The organism is Pseudomonas sp. GM102, from assembly GCF_000282555.1.
Lineage (GTDB): Bacteria > Pseudomonadota > Gammaproteobacteria > Pseudomonadales > Pseudomonadaceae > Aquipseudomonas.
On record NZ_AKJB01000059.1, the window covers coordinates 67,797 to 90,250 of the forward strand.

Sequence of the window (22,454 nt, forward strand, 5' to 3'; positions counted from 1 at the left end):
GTTTTGAAAACTTCACCAGACTAGGAAGGAACCTTATTGTGAATACGCCGAATAACAGCTTTCTGATTTTCACCCGCGACCAACTGGCACGACAAGCGATAGAATCGCTCCTCGCACAACGCCTGTATTTATCCTTTGAAATCGAGTCAGGTAAACTCAGCAGCGAACGCATCCGAAAGAGTCGATTCACGCACATCCTGCTCGATCAGGCGGACATATCGCTGAGCGATGTCAGTTTCATCCGTAAAAATCAAAAAGATGCGGAAATCATCCTCATAACACCCAACTCTGAACCTTCGGAACTCCATCACTTTTCGCACTTCGGTGTTGATGGCTTTCTCAAGAAACCAGTGGCCGACGAAGAGTTCATCTCGGCGGTCAGTCGGGTTAAAGAGTCTCAGGGCAACCCTGATATCTGGTGGTTCAATGCTGACGATCGAACATTGGTCAAGGAAGATATCACTATTCCATTGACCGGTACCGAATCGTTAATGCTCACTCAACTGGTCCTCAGCGATCGGCGGGTACTCAGCAAAAACGATCTTATTCTACGCATCGATAAAGACCCGGAACAATATAGCGGCCTTGAAATGTGCCTGAGCCGATTGCAGAAAAAGTTCAAGACGGCAGCCAATGGAGAACGGCTGGTCCGCTCGGTTAGAAACCGGGGCTACTGCCTTGCACAAAGGATAAGAGTCGCTTACTGAGCGAGAAATCGCAAAAACAATAACAATAAACGCGATTCTCCGCCCCACTTGATATACCCACACCCATCACCTGCCTCCTTGCACTGCCTATCTCGACTATCGCTATAAACTCTTCTATGGCGCTCGATCCGCTTCACCCCTCGCCTACCCGACAAACGTTTATCGAATGCTGCAATTATATAGACGATTGAACGATATCCTCCTAACAAAAGAGCACGACCTTTTATAACAAGGGCTCCGAAAGAGTGGTCGTTATAATTCGTCAGACACACACGAAGATTTAGGTACTAGTATAAAACCTGACACTGAGACAACCGTATCAGCTGACTTGAAAACAACGCCAGGATGGCCACCCATAAGCCCGCGTTATTCCCTTCTAATAATAAAAACAACTTCTGACTGAACCGCGTTCGCTCAGCCTTTGTGCGTGGCTGCCATTTATTAACCGTCGACTGATACACAACGTGGCGCAGGCCCGAGGGACACCGCGATGGTACATAATCGTATTAATCGAAACAGCATATCCAAAGGACTGACTTTCTGGGGGCAATGGATAATTGCCATCACTTCGGTCAACGTACTGTTATTTGCTCTGGCGCTCTACCAGACAGGAGAAATAGAGGCCCATTATCGTGTGTTGGCGGTGCTTACTTTCCTGGGTTCGGTCCCCTCCTACTCCCTGCTGCTGGTTTATCACAAACAGCATGGTTACCTCACCGGCCTGGGTCGACTGCTGCTGGGGTGGCTGCTGACGCTGACCGGACTGACCACCATCGGCTTTATCAGCAAAACCAGCGAATTGTTCTCCCGGGAGATTATCCTGGTCTGGGCTTTGGCCGGTTATTGTGTACAGGCCTTGCTGTACCTGCCTTTGCACAGTTTTTCCAGGCACTACCATCGGCAATTGCACAGCCAAAACAACACCCTGATTATCGGCACTGACCAACTGGCAGTGAACCTGGCAGACAAACTGGCCAAAACCGAATATCCGCCGCTGGTCGGCCTGATCAGCTCAAAACCCAACGAATTGTCTACCAACGTCAATGCCCACAGAATCGTGGGTCAGTTGCAGGAACTGCGCGAGCTGATCCGGGTGCACGATGTCCGGCGGTTATACATCGCACTGCCCTTGAGCGAAGCCAAACAAGTCGAAGCGCTGTATATCGACCTTCTCGACTCCAATGTCGATGTGGTCTGGGTTCCCGACCTGGGCAGCATGACATTGCTCAATCACTCCGTCAGCGAACTGGATGGCCTGCCTGCCATCCACCTCAATGAAAGCCCGCTGACCAGTTACCCGACAGCGGCGCTGAGCAAAACATTGCTGGACCGAAGCCTCGCCGCCCTGGCGCTGATCGGCTTCAGTCCGCTGCTTCTGATAATCGCTGTCGCGGTGAAGATCTCCTCCCCGGGCCCGATTATCTTCAAACAGGAGCGCCATGGCTGGAACGGCAAGATCATCAAGGTCTGGAAGTTCCGCTCCATGCGCCTGCACGACGATCATCAGGTCCGCCAGGCCGGTCGTGAAGACCCGCGCATTACTCCGGTCGGCCGCTTCATACGACGCACCTCCATCGATGAACTGCCGCAGTTCTTCAACGTGCTGCAAGGCCATATGGCGCTCGTCGGGCCGCGGCCCCATGCGATCGCCCATAACGACTACTACACCGGCAAGATTCAGGCTTACATGGCCCGCCATCGAATCAAACCGGGCATCACCGGGCTGGCCCAGATCAGCGGCTGCCGTGGCGAAACCGAGACCCTCGACAAGATGCAGAAGCGTGTGGAGATCGACCTCAACTACATCAACAACTGGTCGTTGTGGCTCGACATCAAGATCCTGATCAAGACCCCCTTCACGCTGTTTTCCAAGGACATCTATTAACCGCTGAGATTCACTCCCCGCCTGTTCTTCAGCTTGTAGCTAACAAGGCCTCAAACCGGGCAGTCAGATCTCTGACTGCCCGCCCTTCTCCCCGCCTCATCCCATTCGCCCTCTTTTTTTGTAGCAACTGCCGAAGGCTGCGTTCACCGTAGCAGCTGCCGAGCCTGCGAGACTGCGTTCGGCGGCGAAGCCGTCGTCAAGCCAGAACTTACTGTGCATCAGGCAAACCGCGTCAGCCGGATTCACGGCCGCTGCGCAGCCGAACGCAGCCTCGCAGGCTCGACAGCTGCTACTGATTACGGATTAATTGACTGACGTGTGCCGGATGGCAAGAGAGGTGTTGCTGGAGGGGGATAGCGAGGATCAACAGTGACAGCATGCCGGTAGACGACCAAGTATTTCGCGCCTATTCAGCGTACCCAGTACCTTGAAATCAATAACCCCATCGACACGCCGATAGTATTTGCCAGCATGTCGTAGGGCGAAGCCGTGCGCAGCGGCATCAAACCTTGAGCGGCCTCGATGAGCACGCCGGTGAGCAAACACCCCACGGCGATCCAGCGAAACTTCACATTGGGAAAGGCCAGGCGGCAGCTGCACGCAAATACCAGAAAGCCGATCCAGTGATGGAGCTTGTCCTCTTCGACGAACAGCTCCGGGATCGGCTGGGAGCGCAAACCCGCGAACAGCAGAATCACCGTCACCGAGGCAAAGACCAGGCCCCGGAACCAGAACGGCAACTCAACCAAGCCTTTGAGCCACGTGATCATTCGGTAATTTTCTCGAAGTTGTTGTAGAACAAATCGCTGTCACGTCCGTCGGTCATGGTTTGCAGCGAGTAAGCTCGGCTCAGGCGTGCACCACCATCGCGGGTCAGTGGCGCCCAGACGATGTTGGCCCGACGCATGGTGGAGGTACTCATCAACTCGTCGAACGGGATGGAAACATAGATCCCTTTGTCGAAGCTGCCCTCGCCATACTCCTCCTTCGACGCGCTCGTCAGAGTGACCCAGGCGCCAAACTTCACGCCGTTCTTGAACACCCGCGACAAGTCGACGGTGGTGCCCCAGTCCCGCGCCAGATAACGCCCGACACTGACCGCTGCAAGCATGTCGTTGGGCAGTTCAGTATAGCTGGTGACGTGGCCCGTCACGGTCTTGTAATCACGCAGGCCGAAGCCCTGATCATAGTCCCGCTGACGCACGAAGTTCAGGTCTGCGCCCACCGACCAGCGTTTCCCGGTGGGTCGATACAGCACTTCACTGCCGACGCCGGCGAACATGGATTCCAGATAGCCGCCGTAGACCATCCCGTACCAATCCCGATCCAGCTGCGCCGCATGGTTGAACTGGAACGTCGGCATCATCACATCGGAGGTGGTCATGTATTGGCGCAGATCAGTGCGCACTCGCGGCAGCCCGCTCGGCGCGTCGTAGGTGAACTTGTCGTAGTTGTTCAGCAGGTTGGCGCTGAGCAAGCCGCTCCACCAGGTATTTCGGGTGAAACGGTACTCCGCGTCGGCATCGGCGGTGAACTGATAGATCAGTCCGTCGGGGCCGCCGATGTTCTGTTTGTAGCCTACGCCGAGGCCGTAACTGAACGGTTCCAGCGCCTGGGTATAAAGCGTGGTTTCGCGGTGCGCAGTCGCTGGATTGACCTCTGTCGTACGGTGCAGATCTTTCAGTGGCTGATCATTGTTCACGACCGCGCGGAACGTTTCCCGCGGCACGCTGGTTTCCTCGATGGACATGTCATAACGCTGGTTCACCAGGGTGAACCAGTCGATGTCCTGATTGACGCTGTTATCGAGAATCCGACTGGCCCGCCCGACGGACTTGGCCGAATAAAAATAGCGGGACTGCTCGCCATACACCATCAGCTCCGAGCCACGTTGGGTGATGCGTTTCACCTTGTAGCCGGCATTTTGCTGCAGCCGGTTGGAGACATCGGCCCAGTTGACCTGGTCAGTCGGGGTCGTCGGCTCCTGCGCCGGCAACGGCTCGGCGGGAGGGTCGTACGTCTTGGCCGGTGCCTTGCGGCTGACAAAGTTGGTGTGCAGGGTGATACCGAACATCGCCGTATTGCCACGCTCCCAGCCAGCACTCAAATCGACACTGTCCGCAAGCTTGTAGACCACGCCGATGTTGATCGGCAGGTCTTGCTTGATCGAGTTGTCCAGTGGCTCATTCTTGTAATCGTTGCCTTCGTACTCGATCTTCAGGCTCAGCGGTGCCCACGGCGTTTGGTAGGCAACCCCGCCAAACAACGAAGGGTGGCCTCTGAAATACGCGTTGGTGTTCACGTCCCCTGCCCTGGCGACAACCGCAGAGCTCTCTGGCCGGTCGTTGAACTTGCTGCCGAAGACCGACAACGGGTTGCTGAAATCCCCTCGATTACCCAGATAGCCCCAGGCAATGCCGAGGCTGAAATCCAGGTCGCCATAGCGTTTGTTGGCGACGAAATACTCGCTGGAAAACAGTCCGGTACCGCCGATGTCCCGTGCACCAACGGCGACCTGCGGTGCCCAGTGACTTTCTTCCCAAAGCCGCGCCTTGATGTCGATGGCCTTGTCTTTGAAACTCTGATCACCGCTCAACTCTTCGGTGCCGTACTTGCGGTTGGTGATCGCGGTGTAACGAAACGAGCCCTCCAGCCAATCGAGCGGTTGCAAGGAAAAACTGTAGCGGGTGTAAGGATCGGTACGACTGGCCGTGGCGCTCAACTCCCCCGCGGGGGCCATGCGCGCGGTGGGGGTCTGTAACAGACCGACGCCACCAAAATCACTTTGGGTATAACGCGGTTCACCGTGGACCATTCCGCAGGGCAAGATCAATACAGCAGCAAAACGTAACGTCAACGGGCACTTCAAGGGGCCACCTCAGCCAAGGGTTGAGTGGCGAGAAACTCGGCCAGTTGTTGATTGAGCTCTGGGGTCGGCATCTCGAGGTCATCGCTCCTGATCGGCACCAGGATCCTGCTGCCAGGAGCAGCCACGATGCCATCCTCGCGATTCCATGCCGCCACACCCACGCGCCTGACCTGGCCGTCGGGCTGGATCAGCCACAGGTAATCGCGCTCGGCGTCGTTGAGGATGGGGCAGTCCCGCACGTAGACACGGACTTCCTGCAGGGCGCGGTAAGGCACATGACAGGGCTGCGCGACTGCCCCGAGGATTTCCACGGTGGACGGCCGTACGGGATAAACAAGACGGTCACCATCATCCAGCAACGCGTTGCGGGCGAAGCCCACTTCCACGGCGATCGGGTCGAGCACTGCAACCTGGCGCCCGGTGACCGGCAGTCGCTCGATCTGCTCATACAGGCGCGCACTCAAATCTGCTCGCGTGTCCTTGCCATCCAGCAGGGCACCCCGTTGCAGCAGTTTCAGATCGAACAGGACGCCTGCCTTCAAACGCGCTTGCTGATCCTCTAACGAGCGATGCAGCCACGCAGCACCCAGCCAGTAACTTTCGGGGTTGGGTTGGGCGCCTCGAATGACGTCCATCAAACGTGCACCGGGTTTGACGTCGATGGGACCGGCACTGCGCACATCACCGCTGACTGTCACGGCTGCCTGGCCCACGCCTGGCCCCATCAAAAACAAGCCCAGCAACACAAGGTTCGAACACTTCACCGGGCGGCCCCCCGATCAGGGCGTACCTGCACGATCTTCAGGAACAGCTGCGGTGTCAGGTGCTGCTCGCTGCGCAGGATGAAGCCGTCCTGGGGGTCGACCCAGTAGCGGTTGGTGGCGCGGAATTTCAGGGTGGGTACATCCACCTGCTCGTCGATGCGCAGCAAGGCGTAATCCTTGTCCAGAATGCGAATGGTCTCGATGTCGTGGGTGCTGAAACGGCTGTTGACGGCGATACCGATGCGGTTGCCGTCATAGATGTCGACCCAGCGCGTACTGGTGTAACCGTCGGGTAAATGCTGAAGGCCGCGCTTGAACGGCGACTCATCACTGAAGCGAGTGCCATCCAGTGAAACGCCGAGCCCGACGGTGCGTACCACCAGACCGTCGCGCATCATCAGTACTTGCTTGCCGGAAGCGACCCAGAACTGCAGGTCGCCCCGCCGGCGGGCCATGGCCATCACCCCCTCGCTGGAGGTGGTGGTGACCAGGATCTGCGGATACGGCACGGCGTCGACCTGAGCGCGGGTCAAATTGATGGAGGCAGGTCCTGAGACGGAGGATTCGAGGGTGTTCCAGGAGGCTCTCATCAACGGGTTGCACCCGCACAGCAAGAGCGCCATCGTCAGACCGGCGCAGGTAGGCAAAATTTTCACGGCGGGATAGAGCCTTATCTGCTGTTGGCTTCGCTGAGGTCGTTAACTGAGCTGGCACCGGTCCCGAGGACACTGGCGGTAGGCAGGAGCTGGGTAATCAGACGGTTCCAGCGCGTCACGCCGGCCGGGCCGACATAGACGATGTCTTGCGGTTGCAAGTCGAAACGGGTGGCCAGCACCAAAGCGGAAGGCGATTCTGCATCGAGCTGGAACACCTTGGCCGGTTCGGTTTCCAGGTTGTCCGCACCGCGAATCACGTACACCGCATTGCCGTTGGAGGTGGTCTGGTTCAAGCCCCCCACAGTGCCCAAGGCATCGGTCAGGTTGATCGATTTGCTCTTGAAGCTCAGCGCGCGGGGCTGATTGACCTCACCCATGACATAGATCCGCTTGAGATCGTTATAAGGCAGGTACAGCCGGTCGCCACCCTTGAGGTAGACGCCCTGCAGCTGTGAGTCCTGGCGATTGAGGGTATCCAGATCCAGCCTGTACTCGCGCCCGTCACGGGTCAGCGTCAGGCCTGACAGGTCTGCATTCGTCGGGTCCACACCGGCCGCGCCAATGGCCTCCACCACACTCAACGGGGTGGTGGTGATCGGCTGCTGACCGGCTTTGATCACCGCTCCGGAAATCACCACGGTCTGGCTGGCGAAGCGCAATACGCTGACGTCGACCTGAGGGCTTTCGACAAATTGCGACAAGCGCTCGGCGATATAGGCCCGCAACTCTTCAATGGTTTTACCGGCGGCCGGAATATTACCGATATAGGGATAAAACAGCGTGCCGTCCGGGCGCACCAGACGACCGTTGGCATCGATTTGCTGTTGCGGCCCGGAAGGCGCCGTCAACTCCGGGTGATCCCAGACCGTAATAAACAACAGGTCGTTGGCACCCACGCGATAACCGCCCGAAGTATAAGACAACAACTCCGGGGGGACCGATTCGCGTACGCGTGTGGCGGCATCCATGGCAATCAATTTAGGGGTGATGGGAATAAGTTCCACCCGGCTACTCTCCGGAGAACCGTCACTCACCATTTGACTGGTGTCCATGTGTTGACCAGGCGAAAACATACAGCCGGACAAGCTGATACTTGCCAGCATAACAACAGAAAACCTACGGATCATAATGGCACTACGCTAGTCGAGGGCAAGTCTAAAACAAGATCACCCAGAAAGTTCTGAGTGATCTTGTACAACACACTTCGCGGGGTATTAGTTGGTACCAGTCGTACCACCCGTACCGGTGGTGCCGCCCGTTCCAGAGGTGCCGCCATTGGAGCTGCCCCCAGAGTTTGAAGCGGCCACTGCAGCGCCGACAACAGCCGCGCCAATCACCACGGTTTCGGCGACAGTCACACCCCCGACCAGCGGGGTGTTCAACGACAGTGGCTCGCTTGCGCTCACCGTATCGCTCACCGGTTCATCCGCTGCCAACGCCGCGGTACTCATGACAGCCAGCAAGCCGGCTAAAAGTAATTTCTTCATATCAGACTCCTTCTCGATATTAACCCCTTATAGAACTCTATAATAAGGGAGCAGGGATGGAACGGAGATGAAGAGGCAATGACAACTGCAGAAAGATCTTGTCGGATCACGCACGTAGCCTCCTCAGAATCATCTCACTCGTCGATAACTTAAACCAGTGGCCAACATTCGCCAAAAAGCCTGCGCAAATCACCTCCAAACCAAGTCAGGATGCAATTTTGACGGATGTTCCTGGGAGTTAGCTGAACGTTAGCCGTTTTTCAACGCTCATCGTTGAGCGCGAACCTTCCGGCGTGCTGAAGCATTGTTAATAATGGTCAGCATTATCCAGCCTTTTGACCACTGGACTTGTTCATTCCAGGACACAGACAAGTACGGAAGAGCGACTATGGTGTTTTCAGTGGCCTGGACAGCTTTAAATGACTGGCCTTACCGATAGCCCACGGCCTATACCATAATAGTCGAATCCATTAGCTTTCATGCGCGGAGGATCAAATATGTTACGGCCATCAAATATGACAGGAGTACTCAGTTTTTCCTTTATCAAGTCCAGGTCAGGGGCTTTGAATTCGCGCCATTCTGTCACAATAATTAAAGCATCAGCGCCTTGAAGCGCGGCTTCTTTGGTACCCATTAAAAGCAAGTCTTCTTTCATTCCATAAATTCGTTGTGTTTCGGCCATAGCTTCGGGGTCGAAGGCTTGCATTCTGGCACCAACACTACGCAACTGTTCAATCAAGACACGGCTTGATGCTTCTCGCATATCATCGGTATTGGGTTTGAAAGCCAAGCCCCAAATCGCAAATGTTTTTCCCTCCAACTGCCCATCGAAGTGATGTTGGATATGGTCGAATAGGTGTTCCTTTTGCCGTCTGTTGACTTCCTCGACAGCTGACAAAAGCGTTGCTTTATAGCCGATCGACGACGCGGTGCGCTCCAGGGCTTGTACATCTTTTGGGAAGCAGGAGCCGCCATAGCCGCAGCCAGGGTAGATAAAATCGTAACCAATTCTTGGATCAGAGCCAATGCCCTTACGAACGGCCTCAATGTCTGCGCCCAATCGTTCGGCGAAATTAGCCATTTCATTCATGAATGAAATTTTTGTTGCCAATAGACAATTAGCCGCATACTTCGTCAGCTCGGCACTTCTGATGTCCATTGTGATTATTTTTTCATGGTTTCTGTTGAAAGGCTCATAGAGCTCCCTCATCCGGTCCACGGCGTAACTACTATCACTTCCTATGATAATTCTATCGGGACGAGTGCAGTCTGCTACCGCAGAACCTTCCTTCAGAAACTCGGGGTTCGAGATAACATGAAACTCCACTTCAAGGCCTCGAGACTTCAATACGTCGGAAACTTTCACTCTTACTTTATCTGCGGTACCGACAGGCACAGTAGACTTGTTAACAATAATTTTAGTCTCCGTCATGTGGAGCGCGATGGTCGCGGCAACAGATAACACGTATTTTATATCAGCGCTGCCATCGTCGTCTGGAGGCGTGCCCACTGCAATAAATTGGATGTCACCATGATGCACGCCGCGTGCTGCATCGGTGGTGAAGTGTAAACGCCCTGCTTCATGGCATTTTTCTACGAGAGCACTTAATCCAGGCTCATAGATAGGAATAATCCCGCTCTTCAGGTTCTCGACTTTAATAGCGTCGACGTCAACGCAACATACGTCATGCCCTGCGTCAGCAAGTACAGCCGCCTGTACCAGGCCCACATAGCCTATTCCAAAAACAGTAACATTCATTTTAATACTCCTTTAAACGAGCTCGAGGCGGCCATAACGATCTTCAAAACGAACGATGTCATCTTCGCCAAGGTAGGAACCTGATTGAACTTCTATCAACTCAAGGGGGATACGCCCTGGATTTTCAAGGGAGTGCACAACCCCAATGGGTATGTAGGTGGATTGGTTCTCGCTCAGTAATACTTGTTTGTCACCGATTTGAACATTTGCAGTACCTGATACCACGATCCAGTGTTCTGCCCGATGATGGTGAAGTTGAACAGAAAGTTTATGCCCTGGCTTGACGGTGATTCGCTTCACTTGGTATCTATGACCTTGGTCCACTGAGTCATATTTCCCCCAGGGTCTATAGACTTCACGATGGCTAGCGCCCTCGACTCGATTATTTTTAGTGAGTTCAGACACTATTTTCTTGACGTCTTGAGAGTGTTCCTTGGTCGTCACCAATATCGCGTCCGAAGTCTCGACGACAACGACATCACTTATACCTAGAACAGTGACCAGACGATGGCTGGAGTGGACATAACTATTGGTAACGCCATGCAGCAATACATCCCCTTGTATACAGTTTTCATTTTCATCTTTCGGGCCTGCTTCCCAAACCGAATCCCATGCACCAAGATCGCTCCAACTGGAGTTGAGGATAACGACTGACGCAATGTTGGTTTTCTCCATGACCGCATAATCAATTGACACATTGGGCGCGTTCACGAAGTCAACCTGATTGAGCCGTGTGAAGTCATGGTCATGCGCAGCGTTGGAGAGAGAAAGTTCGGCGGCGACAATGATGTCAGGGCTCAAGCGTTCCAGTTCAGACTTCATGACAGAGGCGCGGAACATAAACATTCCGCTATTCCAGAAATAGTTTCCTTGGGCAAGGTAGCTTTGTGCTGTTTCCAGGTCGGGCTTTTCTACGAAAGCTTCGACGTGCGCAGCGCCTTCGGCAGTGTCAATTCGCGTACGGATATAACCGTAACCGGTCTCTGGCTTAGTGGGTACAACGCCGAAGGTGACAATTCGCCCCTTGTTGACTTCTACCTTGGCCAGCGCAAGGGAAGCTTTAAAAGCGTTAATGTCGGTGATGACATGGTCTGCGGCTAATACCAAAAGGATAGGATCATCTCCGTCCTCCAAGGCTGCCAGTGTCGCGGCCGCTATAGCGGGAGCGGTATTTCGTGCAGCGGGTTCCAATAGTATTTTTTGCGGCTTTATATCCAGAGATCTGCTTTGCTCAGCCACGATGAAACGATGATCTTCATTACAAACTATTATCGGAGGACTTAAGCTCTCCCCCTCTGTAGATAGATTTTTTACTCGATCTAAAGTGGCTTGAAACAAGCTCAAATCACCATGTATCGATATAAATTGTTTTGGTTTGAGAGATCTTGAAAGCGGCCACAGGCGCGTGCCTGAGCCGCCAGATAAAATAACTGGGATCATAGCGATTACTCAATGATTAAAGGTGATGAGAGAGTGCCGGCAAACAGCGAAGGCTTAAGACGTGAACGACTTTATATAATTGATTAAACGATCTCTCTCCGTAAAGTCCAGCGAGCTCTCTGCATTACTGTAATTGAGCGCTGAATCGATAGCCGAAAAAAAATCATCTTTATCATAGGCAATGAAAACAGACGGAAAGCTCGAAAAATTCTCGACAGTGTCGTACTGATGGTTATTAATGTGCTCACCACGGCTGCTATCCCGAGGCACGATAACTATTGGTTTTCCCAGTTCAAGCGAGCGAATGATATTACCCATGCCCGCATGAGAGACGACGACTGCCGATGTGTTGAAATTTTTGGAAAACAGAGGTTCGGCTATTGTCTTGAACGCGGTAATGCGGCCCAAGTCCTTTTCGTTATCGCCAACTTGGGCAACAATAGGGACATGAGGATTTGCATGACTCCATTCACTTAAATAGCTGAGCATTCTCTCAAACGGTGCTTGAGTGCCAACGCTGCAGAATATCATTTATACAATCCTCCCTTTATATTGAGCCCTGCTGTTTTCCGAAAGACTGGGCCACTGCGTGAGCAATTCATCTACAAAGTAAGAAGCGATTCTGCCGGACAGAGAGATCTTCTTGGGATTGGCAATGCTATCAATCCAGAGCGTTTTTTTTCCCATGATCTTTGCAGTGATCAAACCCAGCAGACCCGGTGCTGCACCCGTAGAGATGACGTATTTTGCTTTGCTGCGGTAAACGATATTGAAGATCTGATAGAAGCCCTTAATAATCTTCAAGGGTTCATTTCTATTAAAGTCTGGGACTTTAACAAAATCGTGAAGTGGATACTGTGAGTGAACGCTGATATCGACGGTGGCAATGTTAACCTTTTGGCCGTCAAAAGCAGGAAGCAGTTTGCTCATCTGTACCCAGTGCCCACCTCCGGAACAAATCAGTAAAACATCATACGATTGACTCATGACGGTTCCCTTCCTGTCAGGATTAATAGACATCATTAGATGGTAACGGCTGTTCTTAATAACTCCGCCTGGCCCTTCCAGCGTGTTATTCGCTTGGCTTTTAACAGGGCTGATTTTTCTTTGTAGATTTCTTCATTTTCGATGAGTTGAGATACCCCGAATTTTATTGACAGGGGGTCTAATGTCTCAACAAATACGGCCGCGTCCGAAAATAATGATCGCAGTACCGTCGTGTTCGAGAGTGCCATCGGCCTGCCGGCACTGACCGCTTCGTTGGCCACACTCAATTGGACGTTGTCGCGCGTTGTCAGACCGAGAACGACATTCGCGCTGCACAGCAGTTGTTCAAAAATCACTTTGCTCAGAAAACCCGTAAGCTTGATATTGGCTGGCATCGACTCTATGAGCGCCTCCGATAACTTGCCCTCATGCTTCCCTGTAATAAGAAAGTTTATATGTGGCATTTCCCTGGCTGCGTTAATAACGACTTCTATCGGTTCGTCGATATCAAAGGAACAAGGAAAAAGCACATAGGGTGTCTGATGATCACTGGCGGGCGAGGCTTTAAAATCACATGGCAAATCTTCAAGGATGAAAATATTTTCTGCGTTAACGCCTGCGTGAGATAACTCTTCTTTGACTTTGAAGTTGTGAACTACAACAGCATCGATTTTGTTGAGTAAAGACACCGTCCCCGGGAAAGTTATCCACTGTTTACGCAGCAAGCTGTTGTGTGCGTCAGCGATAATCTTGAGGCGCCTGTTCACCAAAAACTTGTAGACCAGTACTATGTGCAACACAGGGCTCGGTGGTAGCTGGACCCAAACAACCTCAGGCGCACCGACGAAAAGCGCTTTGATCGTCTTAAAAGACTTAATCAAATAATCCAATGGTCGTGTATATTTTTTTTTGAATCTATTTGGGAGATGCAGAATGTCATACGCCCAATATTGTTTCATTGTGTCGGCGCGTCGTTGATAGCCAACCCATGCGATCATTAATGATTTCACTTCAGAATCCTGCATAAAGGATAGTCGGGAAAATTGAGTGCATTACAATGCAAACCAAATAGGGAAGTCGGCGCTGTACAGAATGTTTTGATTTCTGAACCGAATATGTTTAGCCGGGTTTCCTCCCGCAATCGAATACTCTTCAATATTGCGCGTGACAACGCTGCCGGGATAAATAACCGCACCTTTTCCTATTGTGACTCCTGGCATTATCATCACATTGGGAAAGATCCACGCGTTATCCCCAATGACAACTGGCTTCCCGACTGTATTACTCATGGGGTCATCGATATCGTGCCCCAGGGTATAGATTTTTGTGTTGTGGGAGATATTGACGTTGTCGCCGATGCTGATTCCAGCCCTATTGTCCATGTAGCAGTTGTAATTTACCGTGCAGTTCTTTCCTATTGAGAATTTACCAAATGAAAAAAAAATGACCCTTCTATGGACAGTAGTTTTGGTGCCAATACGGCATCCCGTTGCCCTTAGCAGTGAACGTCTCAAGCTAAAAAAGAAAGCCAGGCTAAGCGCCGTATTAAATAAGGCAACCACTACCTTCTTGGTATTAAGCTTCAAGTTTTTCATCTAGTTACCTGCGCCCTGCCCTGATGTATTAGCGATGCGACGTGAACTCATCACGAAATTCCTGAACCGAATATTGGTACTGGCAGGTGTGGCGAAGGATGCATTGTTTCCACCGAAGAAAGTAGAGAACAGCAAACCATCGATCGTTAAGTTTTTAGTGTCTCTAAATATCAGTCCTGTTTCAGAGTGCACCAGCTTTCTATCGTACCAAATAGAAATCACACCATCGGCTTGACCCGGAGTATTTAATTTTACGAGTTGCTCTAATACGTGCCATCGCCCAACACTAAAGGTCCAGGAGCCCAAGCCTATTGCTGTCCCCCATGTTTTGCTGGTGGGTAAATACGCATAGATTGCGCCAACGCCATTTTCTTTCCATATGTAGCGAGTGGAAAAACCATCATGGCCGTTAGGTATTTTCCCTCCTGTATTGCCTGTGCCGCCGTAGAGACCCGGAAGCTTCCCACCTTTTACAAAATTAAAATTTTTATCGAATTTCAATTCATAAGTAAGAATCAGGCATTCTCTACCCGGTTGCTTGAGCCTGGATTTGAATTCAATTCCCCCGTAGGGTAAACCCAACCGGACCATCGAGCCTGGATCGTACGACCCGGCGGGATAATGTACCTTGATGTCTTTGATTTCGTTGCTGTAGGCTTTGTTGGTTAAATTAGCGCTGCCTTTTATACTGTCCTGTACTTGGGCTTTGCCCTGACGATTGGTAAACGTCTGCGAAACATCTGGAAGTGACGGATAGATGTTTTCAATGTTTTGCTCGCAGCTGTCCTTTACATCTGACGCACCGCTCGTAGCCACATGCAGAGAAAAAGCTAAAGTGAGTAGCGTCGAGCCTTTTTTTTTCACGTCAGTTGCCCCTCGAATCTTACTTGTTATCGACCCACTTCAAAAAATCATCGACGGCATTTTGTGCGATGGATGATCTCTGTGAAATCTCTTGCTTGAGGTGCTCTGCCATTTGCTCTTTGGATTGTCTGAATTCGCTAATGGTCGCCATGATCACGTTATGGTCAGGAGCGCTGACCAGTTTGGTGCCACGCGGAAGCATTTCATGGACTTTTTTCAGTTTGTTTTCGATTTCAACAGCGATGGTTGGATAACCTAAAGAGGCAGGCAGAAGCACGCCGTGCGCCCTGGCGCTGATAATGACATCGGATTCCACGATCAATTTCGCCATGAACGTCTCTGGCGTGTCGACTGCGGCATCCCAACACAACCATTCAAACGTGTGGTGCTTATCGATAAGATGCTGGTCACGTTCTTTATAAAGTGATACCAGACGAACCTGTTCACCACGTTTGGACAGTTCATGAGCGGCCTGAACCATTGCCTCGATGAATCTTTGTCCATTCACGTCATGCGGCCAATCGCGCAGAATAAAGGATAGGTATTTGTTTTTATTTGCGCTGTTTATGTTCAGATCTTTGCTGGAGATCCACAGATCGGAAAGCAGAGTCGGGTCCGTGTACACATCCACATCTGATTTTCCAAACGCATTGCAATGCTTTTGGCTTGTACCGTCCCTGACGGAAATGTAGTCACAACGATTAATGACACTGACTGCGCGAGTCAGCTGCTTTCCACCGCCATCAAATGGGCCTAAACCGATACAGAATGCAGCAAGACGGCGATGGAAAAAAATCTTGTCGATGCCGCCACGCATCCCTACATACAAACGTAAAAGTGTGGATTTTAAATCGGTTTGGGCTTTTACACTCTTATAAAGCTTTGACGCTTTAAGCGAAAGAGTGGAGGCTTTCTTGGACGGAGGGATGAACGAGAAAAACTGACCACCGCCGCCCAAAACAACCAGATCAGCTTTGACAGGTTCCTTGATATGTAACCATTTTATGCGCGGGTTAAAATTCTTGGCGATAGCCGGATGGTCGACACCCACTGCAATGTCCGACTCTTTGAATCTCTTTTTCAGAATATTGATGACGCACAACATTAGGATGTCATCACCTAAATTGCCAGGGCCGTAAGCACCACGGATATAAACTTTACTGGAATTCATGCTGGGTTTCCAATTTCTACGGGTTCATTGAACATAGTATTCAAGGTAAACGTTGTTGCAACAATGTATACAAATATCATGACCACTATTATCAACCGATACAGGGTACTTTCAATGTATGTGCTTGAAATGAAACTAACAAAAGGCAACGTCCACAAGATCAGTATTCTGGGGGAGACGAGTAATTCCAAGGGCAGTATTTTTTTGTATATAAAATAGGGCAGACCAAGCAGGAAGTGTATTAATTGCGAGCCAATGAATGCTTTTGCAATACCGACGGCGCCCTCCTCCCTCAGAAGCAGAGCTCCGGATATGAATAATACGCCCCATATAATATTACTCATGACGCTGTACCACGCCAAATCCATCACGATCATTTTTCTTGAGATACCGGATTTAAATGCACTTAGCAGCGAACCCAGAATAACCAGAATCAACGTTACTTCAAAGTCCCGGCCAAGGAAGCTATCCCCATAGAGTTTTGCCAGCAACTCGGGAAACATGATGACCGGCTGTATAACAATCAACACGACTAACCAGCCGGATAGAAAGTTCAAGGCGTCTAACTTTCGGCTTTTACCTCCCAGCGTTGCGGCCAGCATCGGGACAAGCACGGAACCTAATACAACGGAGACATGTGAGAATATTGCATTCCATTGCATGGCGGCTGCGTACATTCCTAATGCGGCGAGTCCGTTACTTGTTTCCGCTAGCAGCTTATTCGCTAACCAATTCATCGGGGCGACCATCAGCCCTGTCAGCAAGACCGGGAGCCCGACCGAAAGAACGGTATGCTTTTCAGTCATTACACCTTTGAAACTGAGCGTAGTGTTCTTTTCCTTTAGTGTTTTCCAGCACGCGAGTGCACTGAAAAACACAATGAACAGTTGAGAACACGCCAGTCCCAGCAAGGCACCATTGAGTCTGAATTTTGTCGTCAGGAAGTAAGTCCCCGGGATCGCGACGATGGCGATGATTCCATTGATCGTTGCAATAGACCGATATTGCCCCCAACCGGTTAAACACCCTTGGGTCCATCCAGATAAAATGATGAAGGTGATGGTACTCAATACAATCAGTGATACATATTTCAGATTGTCGGAGCCAAGAATGATGTTAGAGAAAAAAAGCGGAAAAAATAGAGCGATACCAATGATCATGGCGCTGAAAGATAAGGCAAATATCAGCGTTAGAGCGATACCTCTGCCCGTTTTCTCGGGGGAGGTCTCTTTAAATTGACCAATATGTTTAGCCGTCGCCGTCGTTGTGGCTTGGGCTGCGACATTGGCGAGCATCACAATCGCGCTTTGTATCAGGCCATATTCTCCAAATGATTGTGCACCCAGTATTCTGGCGACCAGGATACCGGTAATGACAACCGAAACTTTCGTGGCCACGGCTGAAATAAAACTCCATGCGGTACTGGACACGAACTTTTTCAACAGTGCGTTGTTCATCTGGCTTTAACCTGAAAGGATGGGGCTATCAGCGGTTGATGAAATGTCGGTATTTTTTTACGTTGCCTGCCGGCGTGCTCCGCGACGACGCGTAAAATGATGGCGCTATAAGCGATTCCGATAGCGTACGGCTGATAAGGCGTGGCCGATACGATGAACATCAGCCCCAGAAAGGTGGCTATTGATACCGCCACGCGGGTTTTTAAGTGATGGGTCATGGACGTAGTGAATACGAATAGCAAGTACAAGCCGATGACCCCGTATTTAACAAAGTACGTTAAGTAAGCACTGTCGATATTCGAGTTTTTGTCATCGAGGCCACGGTATTCAAACCAGGGTATTTCAAAAGGAGTTCCGGCCCCTAGACCAACGAAGTAGTGCATGGGATTCATGTTGCGTATCAAGTCCAGCGCTGGGCTGAAGCGAGTGGCTAACTGAACCGCCAGGCCTTCAGATGATAAAGCGTCATTGATTCGATCAGCACCGATCATGTTACTGACCCCAATGAAGGCCAATAGCACGACTGAACCTAATAGTATGACGCCTATCATTCGAGCAGGTTTTGTATATTGGTGAATGATGATGGCTGCAAAAACAGAAACGAAAATGAATCGCGAATTGGCGATGAATAAACAGATGAATGAAGTCATCAAACAGATTCTCGCCAGCTTCTTTTTGTTCTCAAATAGCCCAGGATCTATGAAGTAATATATTAAATATGCAACGGCTGCGTACGTGCCACCATCAAGGTACCTGTAGGCGTTTTCTTCATAGTAGACGTCTTGAAAGCTGTACAGACCCAATCGTAACCAAGCGATATCCAATACATTGAAAGCGGTCATCGCAATCAATATTCTCAGTACCGTTTGTAGCGTCAAGGTTTTCGCTGCAAGGGTGGCGATGTTCGTGAGCACTATAAATGACAGGATCATTATAAAAGGTCGAATGTCTTTCAATAAGTACTTATTCGGGGCCCCTATCAGGCCGCACGCGAGTAATACCACATAGAGCCCACAGCCAAAAAGAAGGCCGGCGGGCACTGTTAATTGAAGTTTTCGTGTCACGACTTGTCTTGTCAGCAATGCACTCAATGCACCTGCTATATAGAAATCAAAAAAATAGAGGCCTTTTAACGATATTATTTCGCTGTAGGAGTTCCCAGTCGGAATGACAGACAGCATGACACCCAAAAATACAATTGAGTATTTGGGGGTTTTTACTGCAAGCAAACCCGCTGACAGGGCGACAAGCGATAACAGGTAGAACATGGTTTGGTATTCTTTATGCTGATGTTGTCATTCGACACGCTACCGCCCCAGGATTTTTCGTCATCTTCCTCAGGACGTGGTGTTTCCATGAAATATCGGTTTGATCATGCCTATTGGCATGACCCCGCGTAGCAATAACGACAAGCACTCAAGAACAACAGCAACGCCGTCAAAAATCTGAACTTATGATGCGGCCCGTTCAACACTCATCAATTTTTGTCGGAGGCGTAGGCATAGTGGTAGTAACCATAATCACTGTAGCCGTATTTATTGGAGGCCTTTTTCTCCACGCCGTTAAAAATCGCACCTTTAATGGAAACGCCATTCTGGGAGAACCGGCGGACCGTCAATTCGATTTCTTTCGCCGGGTTCAGTCCGTAGCGCGTCACAATCAGGTTAGTCCCGGACAAGCGCCCGACAATCGCCGCGTCTGTCACTGCCAATATCGGCGGCGTATCGAGAATCACCAGATCGTATAGCTCGCTCGCCTGCTCTAATAACGCGCTGAAATTGGCGTGCATCAGTAACTCGGAAGGATTGGGCGGGATTTGGCCTCGGCTGACAAAATCGAAGTTGTCGATTTCGGTCTTATGGATAGCAGTGGCTACATCGCAACGCCGGGCCAGGATATCGGAGAGCCCATTGTCTGAAGAAACACTTAACACTTTGTGCAGATAGCCTTTGCGCATGTCGACGTCGATCAACAATACCCGCAACCCGGTTTGTGCTATCACCACCGCGAGGTTAACCGACACGAATGTTTTACCCACCTGAGGGCTAGGCCCGGAAATCATCAGACGGTTATTGCCGGCCTCATGCATGGCGAAGTGCAGACTGGTCCGCAAACTGCGCAACGCCTCGACGGCCAGATCGGTGGGATGAGTGACGGCCAGCAATGTAGAACCTGCGCCGGAACGTCCCCGTCCGCGAGAGACTTTGTCTTCTTCACTTTTCTGCAGAATGCTGTAAGGAATCGATGCGTAGACCGGCAACCCAAGTTGCTCGATGGCTTCCGGACTTTCCAGCCCCCGGTTAAGTGCCTTGCGCACCAGTACCAGGACCACCGCCAGGAAACCGCCAAGAATCGTGGCGATCAATACAATCAAGATTTTTTTCGGTTTGACCGGTTTGAAAAAATTGACATCCGCGGTGTCGATCAGACGCACGTTACCGACCGTCCCCGCGCGCATCACATCCAGCTCCTGAGACTTGTTCAGCAACTGGGTATAAATGGCAGTACCGACCTCTACATCCCGGGTAAGGCTCAGCAGTTCTTGCTGAGTAGAGGGAAGGCTCTCCACCTTGGACGCCAAACTTTTCTGCTTGCTGCTCAACTCACCAATCTGGGTCAACAATGCGCGATAGGCGGGATGTTGGCGGGTGAATTTTCGGTCCATCTCGGCTTGCTGCAATTTCAACTCTGAAATGCTGGTATCAAGCCCGACAATCTGATCGAGAATGGCTTTGGTTTCGAGCGTGATGTCCACGGACTTGCTGCGCGTCTGGTATTCATTCAAGGCATTCCCGGCTTTTTCCAGGTCCTTCTTGACCACCGGAAGTTGCTCTTTAAGAAACGCCAGGCTCTGCGCTGCCTCAGCTGAAGTGCGCTCTACGTTTTGCCGCACATAAATAGCGGCAATTTCATTGAGTGTTTTAATGGCCTGATTCGGATCGGTGCTTTCCAGCGCCAGCCCGATCATGCCTGACTCTTTACCGCGCTCGCTTACATCCAAATCCTCTTGGTAATCGAGGATGCTGGTCAGGCGAGAATTGCGGATGATTCTGAAGCGGGTTCCAGGATTGGCGTGCATTTCTTCTATCTGGAACGCAACGCCATTTTGCTCGAAAAGTTGTCCAGCCTGGCTGGCGGCCAAAACGTTGTCGTCTTCGTCCACCAGGGTGTAATGACCTTTTTCACCCGCGGTCAGGGTCAACTTCTTGCCCAGTTGTGAATCGGGAAGATCCAGTTTGAATATCTTCAGCGACTCCCCTCCCCAGGCGAAACTATTCAACCCCAACAAGGGGCCGGCTATTTCACCGGGATTTTTACTCTGGAATCGACGCGCCAGGAACTCACCGACCACCGGGAAGTACATCGGTTGTATGACTACATCAAGTTTCAGGTTATCGACCGTCTTACCAATCACCGCACGAGACTTGATCAGCTCAATCTCAGTCGCAGAAGGCGACTCTTTTCCCAACATGCTGCTGACATCGGAGAAACCCAACAAATCGTTCTTTTTAGCTTCGACCTGCAACAGCGCATTCGCCTGGTATACCGGGGTCGCAAGCACCGCGTACGCAGCCCCAGCCACCATGAAGGCACCGGTAACCGCGGCAATCAGCCATTTATGGTCGATGAGTGTTCCAAACAAGCCGAGAAGATCAATCTCGTCATTGTCGTCGTCCCGCACGTTAACTACCGGTGCTTGCTGCATAAGTCGGATTCTTTGCCTGTATTACGATTCAAAAAGGAGTGGCCATCAGCGCGCCAGGCGCTGTGCCCATGCGAGTACGGCTTCTTCGATCAACGCATAAGCGTGCACAAATGCAGGTTTGCCTTGACGGTAGGGGTCGCTGATTTCGCGATCGTCTTGCCACTTGCCCAGTAGCAGCACTTTGCCTCGCGCTTCAGGGGCAATGTTGAGTACCCCGCTGACATGCCGTCGTTCCATCACCAGAATCAAGTCCGCCTCGCTGACGGCTTGAGACGTGAGTTGAACGGCCTCATGCCCATCGGGCAGATGACCATGCTCCTTGAGTACGGCGTGTGCCGTCGGCTCGATGGGTTTGCCCGCCAAGGCAGCGAGGCCTGCCGAGCTGACCTCGATATCGGAATGAACGAGTGCCCCGCGCAGCAAATACTCCGCGGTGGGACTGCGGCAAATATTGCCGACGCAGACAATCAAAACCCTTTTAAGCAAGATAACATTCCCCGTCTTGTCAACATTGGCGGTGACATAGCACTTGCCGAACATAAGAGCTTTAAACTACGAATGAATCCGGGTATTTATAACCCCGGTAACTGCAGCTGAGACTTTCAAACCATCAGTGCGTATTTATTACCATGACGTTTGAACAGCCCCCAACTTTTTCTTCAGACAAAAAATAACATTTCACTCTTTGAACACTGAAAATAACAGTTCGATAATTTATCCAGACAATTTCTAACAATTGCCGTTTTCCCGCGACCGTTCAATCTAAATTACACCGAAATAGCGAGCGGCTAATATATAGCCGCTCCGTTAGTGAATTGCCAGGGCGTCGGGCATTCGGTTAGAAGTTGGGTAAGAGATGCCTTGGGCAATAACTTTATTTACAGCGGGTTGCGTCAGAAGCATGCAGTGGAACAACCAGGCATGCTCGCCGACCAAGCGACCGCACGATCTTTCTCTCTGCCTGCGCCTTGCGAGAAACATGGCGTACTGGCCTTTCGCTGCTCTTGCAGCGTTGCCAACATTTTTCTCGAGTGATCGAGCCATTTAGAGCCCGCACGCTCCAGCGTTATCGGTTCCGACAACCCGTCGAACCTTTCCTACTGCCAT

Annotated in this window: 20 protein-coding genes; 2 read left to right on the top strand and 18 right to left on the bottom strand. The window is 51.3% G+C overall.

Going from position 1 to position 22,454, the window contains the following annotated elements; genetic code table 11:
- Positions 1–38: 38 nt before the first annotated feature.
- Together PMI18_RS14930 and PMI18_RS14925 are read left to right on the top strand one after the other, a co-directional pair.
- The gene (locus PMI18_RS14930) at positions 39–707 is read left to right on the top strand and encodes a winged helix-turn-helix domain-containing protein (RefSeq protein WP_007900813.1); all 669 of its coding nucleotides are present in this window, start codon (positions 39–41) and stop codon (positions 705–707) included.
- Between the two features lie 490 nt (positions 708–1,197).
- Entirely contained in the window at positions 1,198–2,592 is a 1,395-nt protein-coding gene (locus PMI18_RS14925; protein ID WP_007900815.1) for an undecaprenyl-phosphate glucose phosphotransferase, read from the top strand.
- 410 nt (positions 2,593–3,002) lie between these two features.
- Here PMI18_RS14925 and PMI18_RS14920 read toward each other — a convergent pair whose 3' ends face one another.
- The 18 genes from PMI18_RS14920 to PMI18_RS14835 all read right to left on the bottom strand — a co-directional run bounded on the left by PMI18_RS14920 (position 3,003) and on the right by PMI18_RS14835 (position 21,818).
- A complete protein-coding gene (locus PMI18_RS14920; protein ID WP_007900817.1) occupies positions 3,003–3,362 on the bottom strand; it encodes a VanZ family protein in 360 nt (119 codons plus the stop codon).
- Complete coding sequence (locus tag PMI18_RS14915; protein WP_033036417.1) at positions 3,359–5,449, bottom strand: YjbH domain-containing protein; 2,091 nt, start codon at positions 5,447–5,449, stop codon at positions 3,359–3,361. Before PMI18_RS14915 ends, PMI18_RS14920 begins: the two co-directional genes overlap by 4 nt.
- Before the next feature lie 8 nt (positions 5,450–5,457).
- Complete coding sequence (locus PMI18_RS14910) at positions 5,458–6,225, bottom strand: capsule biosynthesis GfcC family protein (protein WP_007900828.1); 768 nt, start codon at positions 6,223–6,225, stop codon at positions 5,458–5,460.
- Positions 6,222–6,881: a YjbF family lipoprotein gene (locus PMI18_RS14905; RefSeq protein WP_007900831.1), complete on the bottom strand. Its 660-nt coding sequence runs from the start codon at positions 6,879–6,881 to the stop codon at positions 6,222–6,224. Before PMI18_RS14905 ends, PMI18_RS14910 begins: the two co-directional genes overlap by 4 nt.
- 14 nt (positions 6,882–6,895) lie before the next feature.
- Entirely contained in the window at positions 6,896–8,008 is a 1,113-nt protein-coding gene (locus PMI18_RS14900) for a polysaccharide biosynthesis/export family protein (RefSeq protein ID WP_177319024.1), read from the bottom strand.
- A gap of 87 nt (positions 8,009–8,095) precedes the next feature.
- Positions 8,096–8,368: a hypothetical protein gene (locus tag PMI18_RS14895; RefSeq protein ID WP_007900844.1), complete on the bottom strand. Its 273-nt coding sequence runs from the start codon at positions 8,366–8,368 to the stop codon at positions 8,096–8,098.
- 415 nt (positions 8,369–8,783) lie between these two features.
- Positions 8,784–10,127, bottom strand: a complete 1,344-nt coding sequence (locus PMI18_RS14890) for a UDP-glucose dehydrogenase family protein (RefSeq protein WP_007900847.1) — start codon at positions 10,125–10,127, stop codon at positions 8,784–8,786.
- Between the two features lie 12 nt (positions 10,128–10,139).
- Entirely contained in the window at positions 10,140–11,567 is a 1,428-nt protein-coding gene (locus PMI18_RS14885; protein WP_007900853.1) for a mannose-1-phosphate guanylyltransferase/mannose-6-phosphate isomerase, read from the bottom strand.
- Positions 11,568–11,621: 54 nt separating this feature from the next.
- The gene (locus PMI18_RS14880; RefSeq protein ID WP_007900856.1) at positions 11,622–12,098 is read right to left on the bottom strand and encodes a glycosyltransferase; all 477 of its coding nucleotides are present in this window, start codon (positions 12,096–12,098) and stop codon (positions 11,622–11,624) included.
- On the bottom strand, positions 12,099–12,554 hold the full coding sequence (locus PMI18_RS14875; RefSeq protein ID WP_007900860.1) for a polysaccharide biosynthesis protein: 456 nt from the start codon (positions 12,552–12,554) through the stop codon (positions 12,099–12,101). It abuts the gene before it with no gap.
- Positions 12,555–12,589: 35 nt separating this feature from the next.
- The gene (locus PMI18_RS14870) at positions 12,590–13,564 is read right to left on the bottom strand and encodes a glycosyltransferase (protein WP_007900861.1); all 975 of its coding nucleotides are present in this window, start codon (positions 13,562–13,564) and stop codon (positions 12,590–12,592) included.
- Between the two features lie 42 nt (positions 13,565–13,606).
- Positions 13,607–14,149, bottom strand: coding sequence for an acyltransferase (locus PMI18_RS14865; RefSeq protein ID WP_007900863.1), 543 nt, complete (start codon positions 14,147–14,149; stop codon positions 13,607–13,609).
- A complete protein-coding gene (locus PMI18_RS14860) occupies positions 14,150–15,013 on the bottom strand; it encodes a polysaccharide lyase (RefSeq protein WP_007900865.1) in 864 nt (287 codons plus the stop codon).
- 19 nt (positions 15,014–15,032) lie between these two features.
- On the bottom strand, positions 15,033–16,184 hold the full coding sequence (locus PMI18_RS14855) for a polysaccharide pyruvyl transferase family protein (protein WP_007900867.1): 1,152 nt from the start codon (positions 16,182–16,184) through the stop codon (positions 15,033–15,035).
- A complete protein-coding gene (locus PMI18_RS14850; RefSeq protein ID WP_007900869.1) occupies positions 16,181–17,641 on the bottom strand; it encodes an oligosaccharide flippase family protein in 1,461 nt (486 codons plus the stop codon). Before PMI18_RS14850 ends, PMI18_RS14855 begins: the two co-directional genes overlap by 4 nt.
- Positions 17,638–18,909, bottom strand: a complete 1,272-nt coding sequence (locus PMI18_RS14845) for a DUF6369 family protein (RefSeq protein ID WP_007900871.1) — start codon at positions 18,907–18,909, stop codon at positions 17,638–17,640. Before PMI18_RS14845 ends, PMI18_RS14850 begins: the two co-directional genes overlap by 4 nt.
- Before the next feature lie 209 nt (positions 18,910–19,118).
- Positions 19,119–21,347: a polysaccharide biosynthesis tyrosine autokinase gene (locus tag PMI18_RS14840; protein WP_007900872.1), complete on the bottom strand. Its 2,229-nt coding sequence runs from the start codon at positions 21,345–21,347 to the stop codon at positions 19,119–19,121.
- Positions 21,348–21,392: 45 nt separating this feature from the next.
- Complete coding sequence (locus tag PMI18_RS14835) at positions 21,393–21,818, bottom strand: low molecular weight protein-tyrosine-phosphatase (RefSeq protein WP_443200871.1); 426 nt, start codon at positions 21,816–21,818, stop codon at positions 21,393–21,395.
- Positions 21,819–22,454 lie beyond the last annotated feature (636 nt).

What these genes read in the sequence shown, in the direction of transcription:
- PMI18_RS14850 (WP_007900869.1), bottom strand. Translation starts at nt 17,641, where the DNA reads ATGAACAACGCACTGTTGAAAAAGTTCGTGTCCAGTACCGCATGGAGT.
- PMI18_RS14865 (WP_007900863.1), bottom strand. Translation starts at nt 14,149, where the DNA reads ATGAAAAACTTGAAGCTTAATACCAAGAAGGTAGTGGTTGCCTTATTT.
- PMI18_RS14895 (WP_007900844.1), bottom strand. Translation starts at nt 8,368, where the DNA reads ATGAAGAAATTACTTTTAGCCGGCTTGCTGGCTGTCATGAGTACCGCG.
- PMI18_RS14900 (WP_177319024.1), bottom strand. Translation starts at nt 8,008, where the DNA reads ATGATCCGTAGGTTTTCTGTTGTTATGCTGGCAAGTATCAGCTTGTCC.
- PMI18_RS14920 (WP_007900817.1), bottom strand. Translation starts at nt 3,362, where the DNA reads ATGATCACGTGGCTCAAAGGCTTGGTTGAGTTGCCGTTCTGGTTCCGG.
- PMI18_RS14925 (WP_007900815.1), top strand. Translation starts at nt 1,198, where the DNA reads ATGGTACATAATCGTATTAATCGAAACAGCATATCCAAAGGACTGACT.
- PMI18_RS14880 (WP_007900856.1), bottom strand. Translation starts at nt 12,098, where the DNA reads ATGATATTCTGCAGCGTTGGCACTCAAGCACCGTTTGAGAGAATGCTC.
- PMI18_RS14855 (WP_007900867.1), bottom strand. Translation starts at nt 16,184, where the DNA reads ATGAATTCCAGTAAAGTTTATATCCGTGGTGCTTACGGCCCTGGCAAT.
- PMI18_RS14890 (WP_007900847.1), bottom strand. Translation starts at nt 10,127, where the DNA reads ATGAATGTTACTGTTTTTGGAATAGGCTATGTGGGCCTGGTACAGGCG.
- PMI18_RS14840 (WP_007900872.1), bottom strand. Translation starts at nt 21,347, where the DNA reads ATGCAGCAAGCACCGGTAGTTAACGTGCGGGACGACGACAATGACGAG.
- PMI18_RS14845 (WP_007900871.1), bottom strand. Translation starts at nt 18,909, where the DNA reads ATGTTCTACCTGTTATCGCTTGTCGCCCTGTCAGCGGGTTTGCTTGCA.
- PMI18_RS14875 (WP_007900860.1), bottom strand. Translation starts at nt 12,554, where the DNA reads ATGAGTCAATCGTATGATGTTTTACTGATTTGTTCCGGAGGTGGGCAC.
- PMI18_RS14885 (WP_007900853.1), bottom strand. Translation starts at nt 11,567, where the DNA reads ATGATCCCAGTTATTTTATCTGGCGGCTCAGGCACGCGCCTGTGGCCG.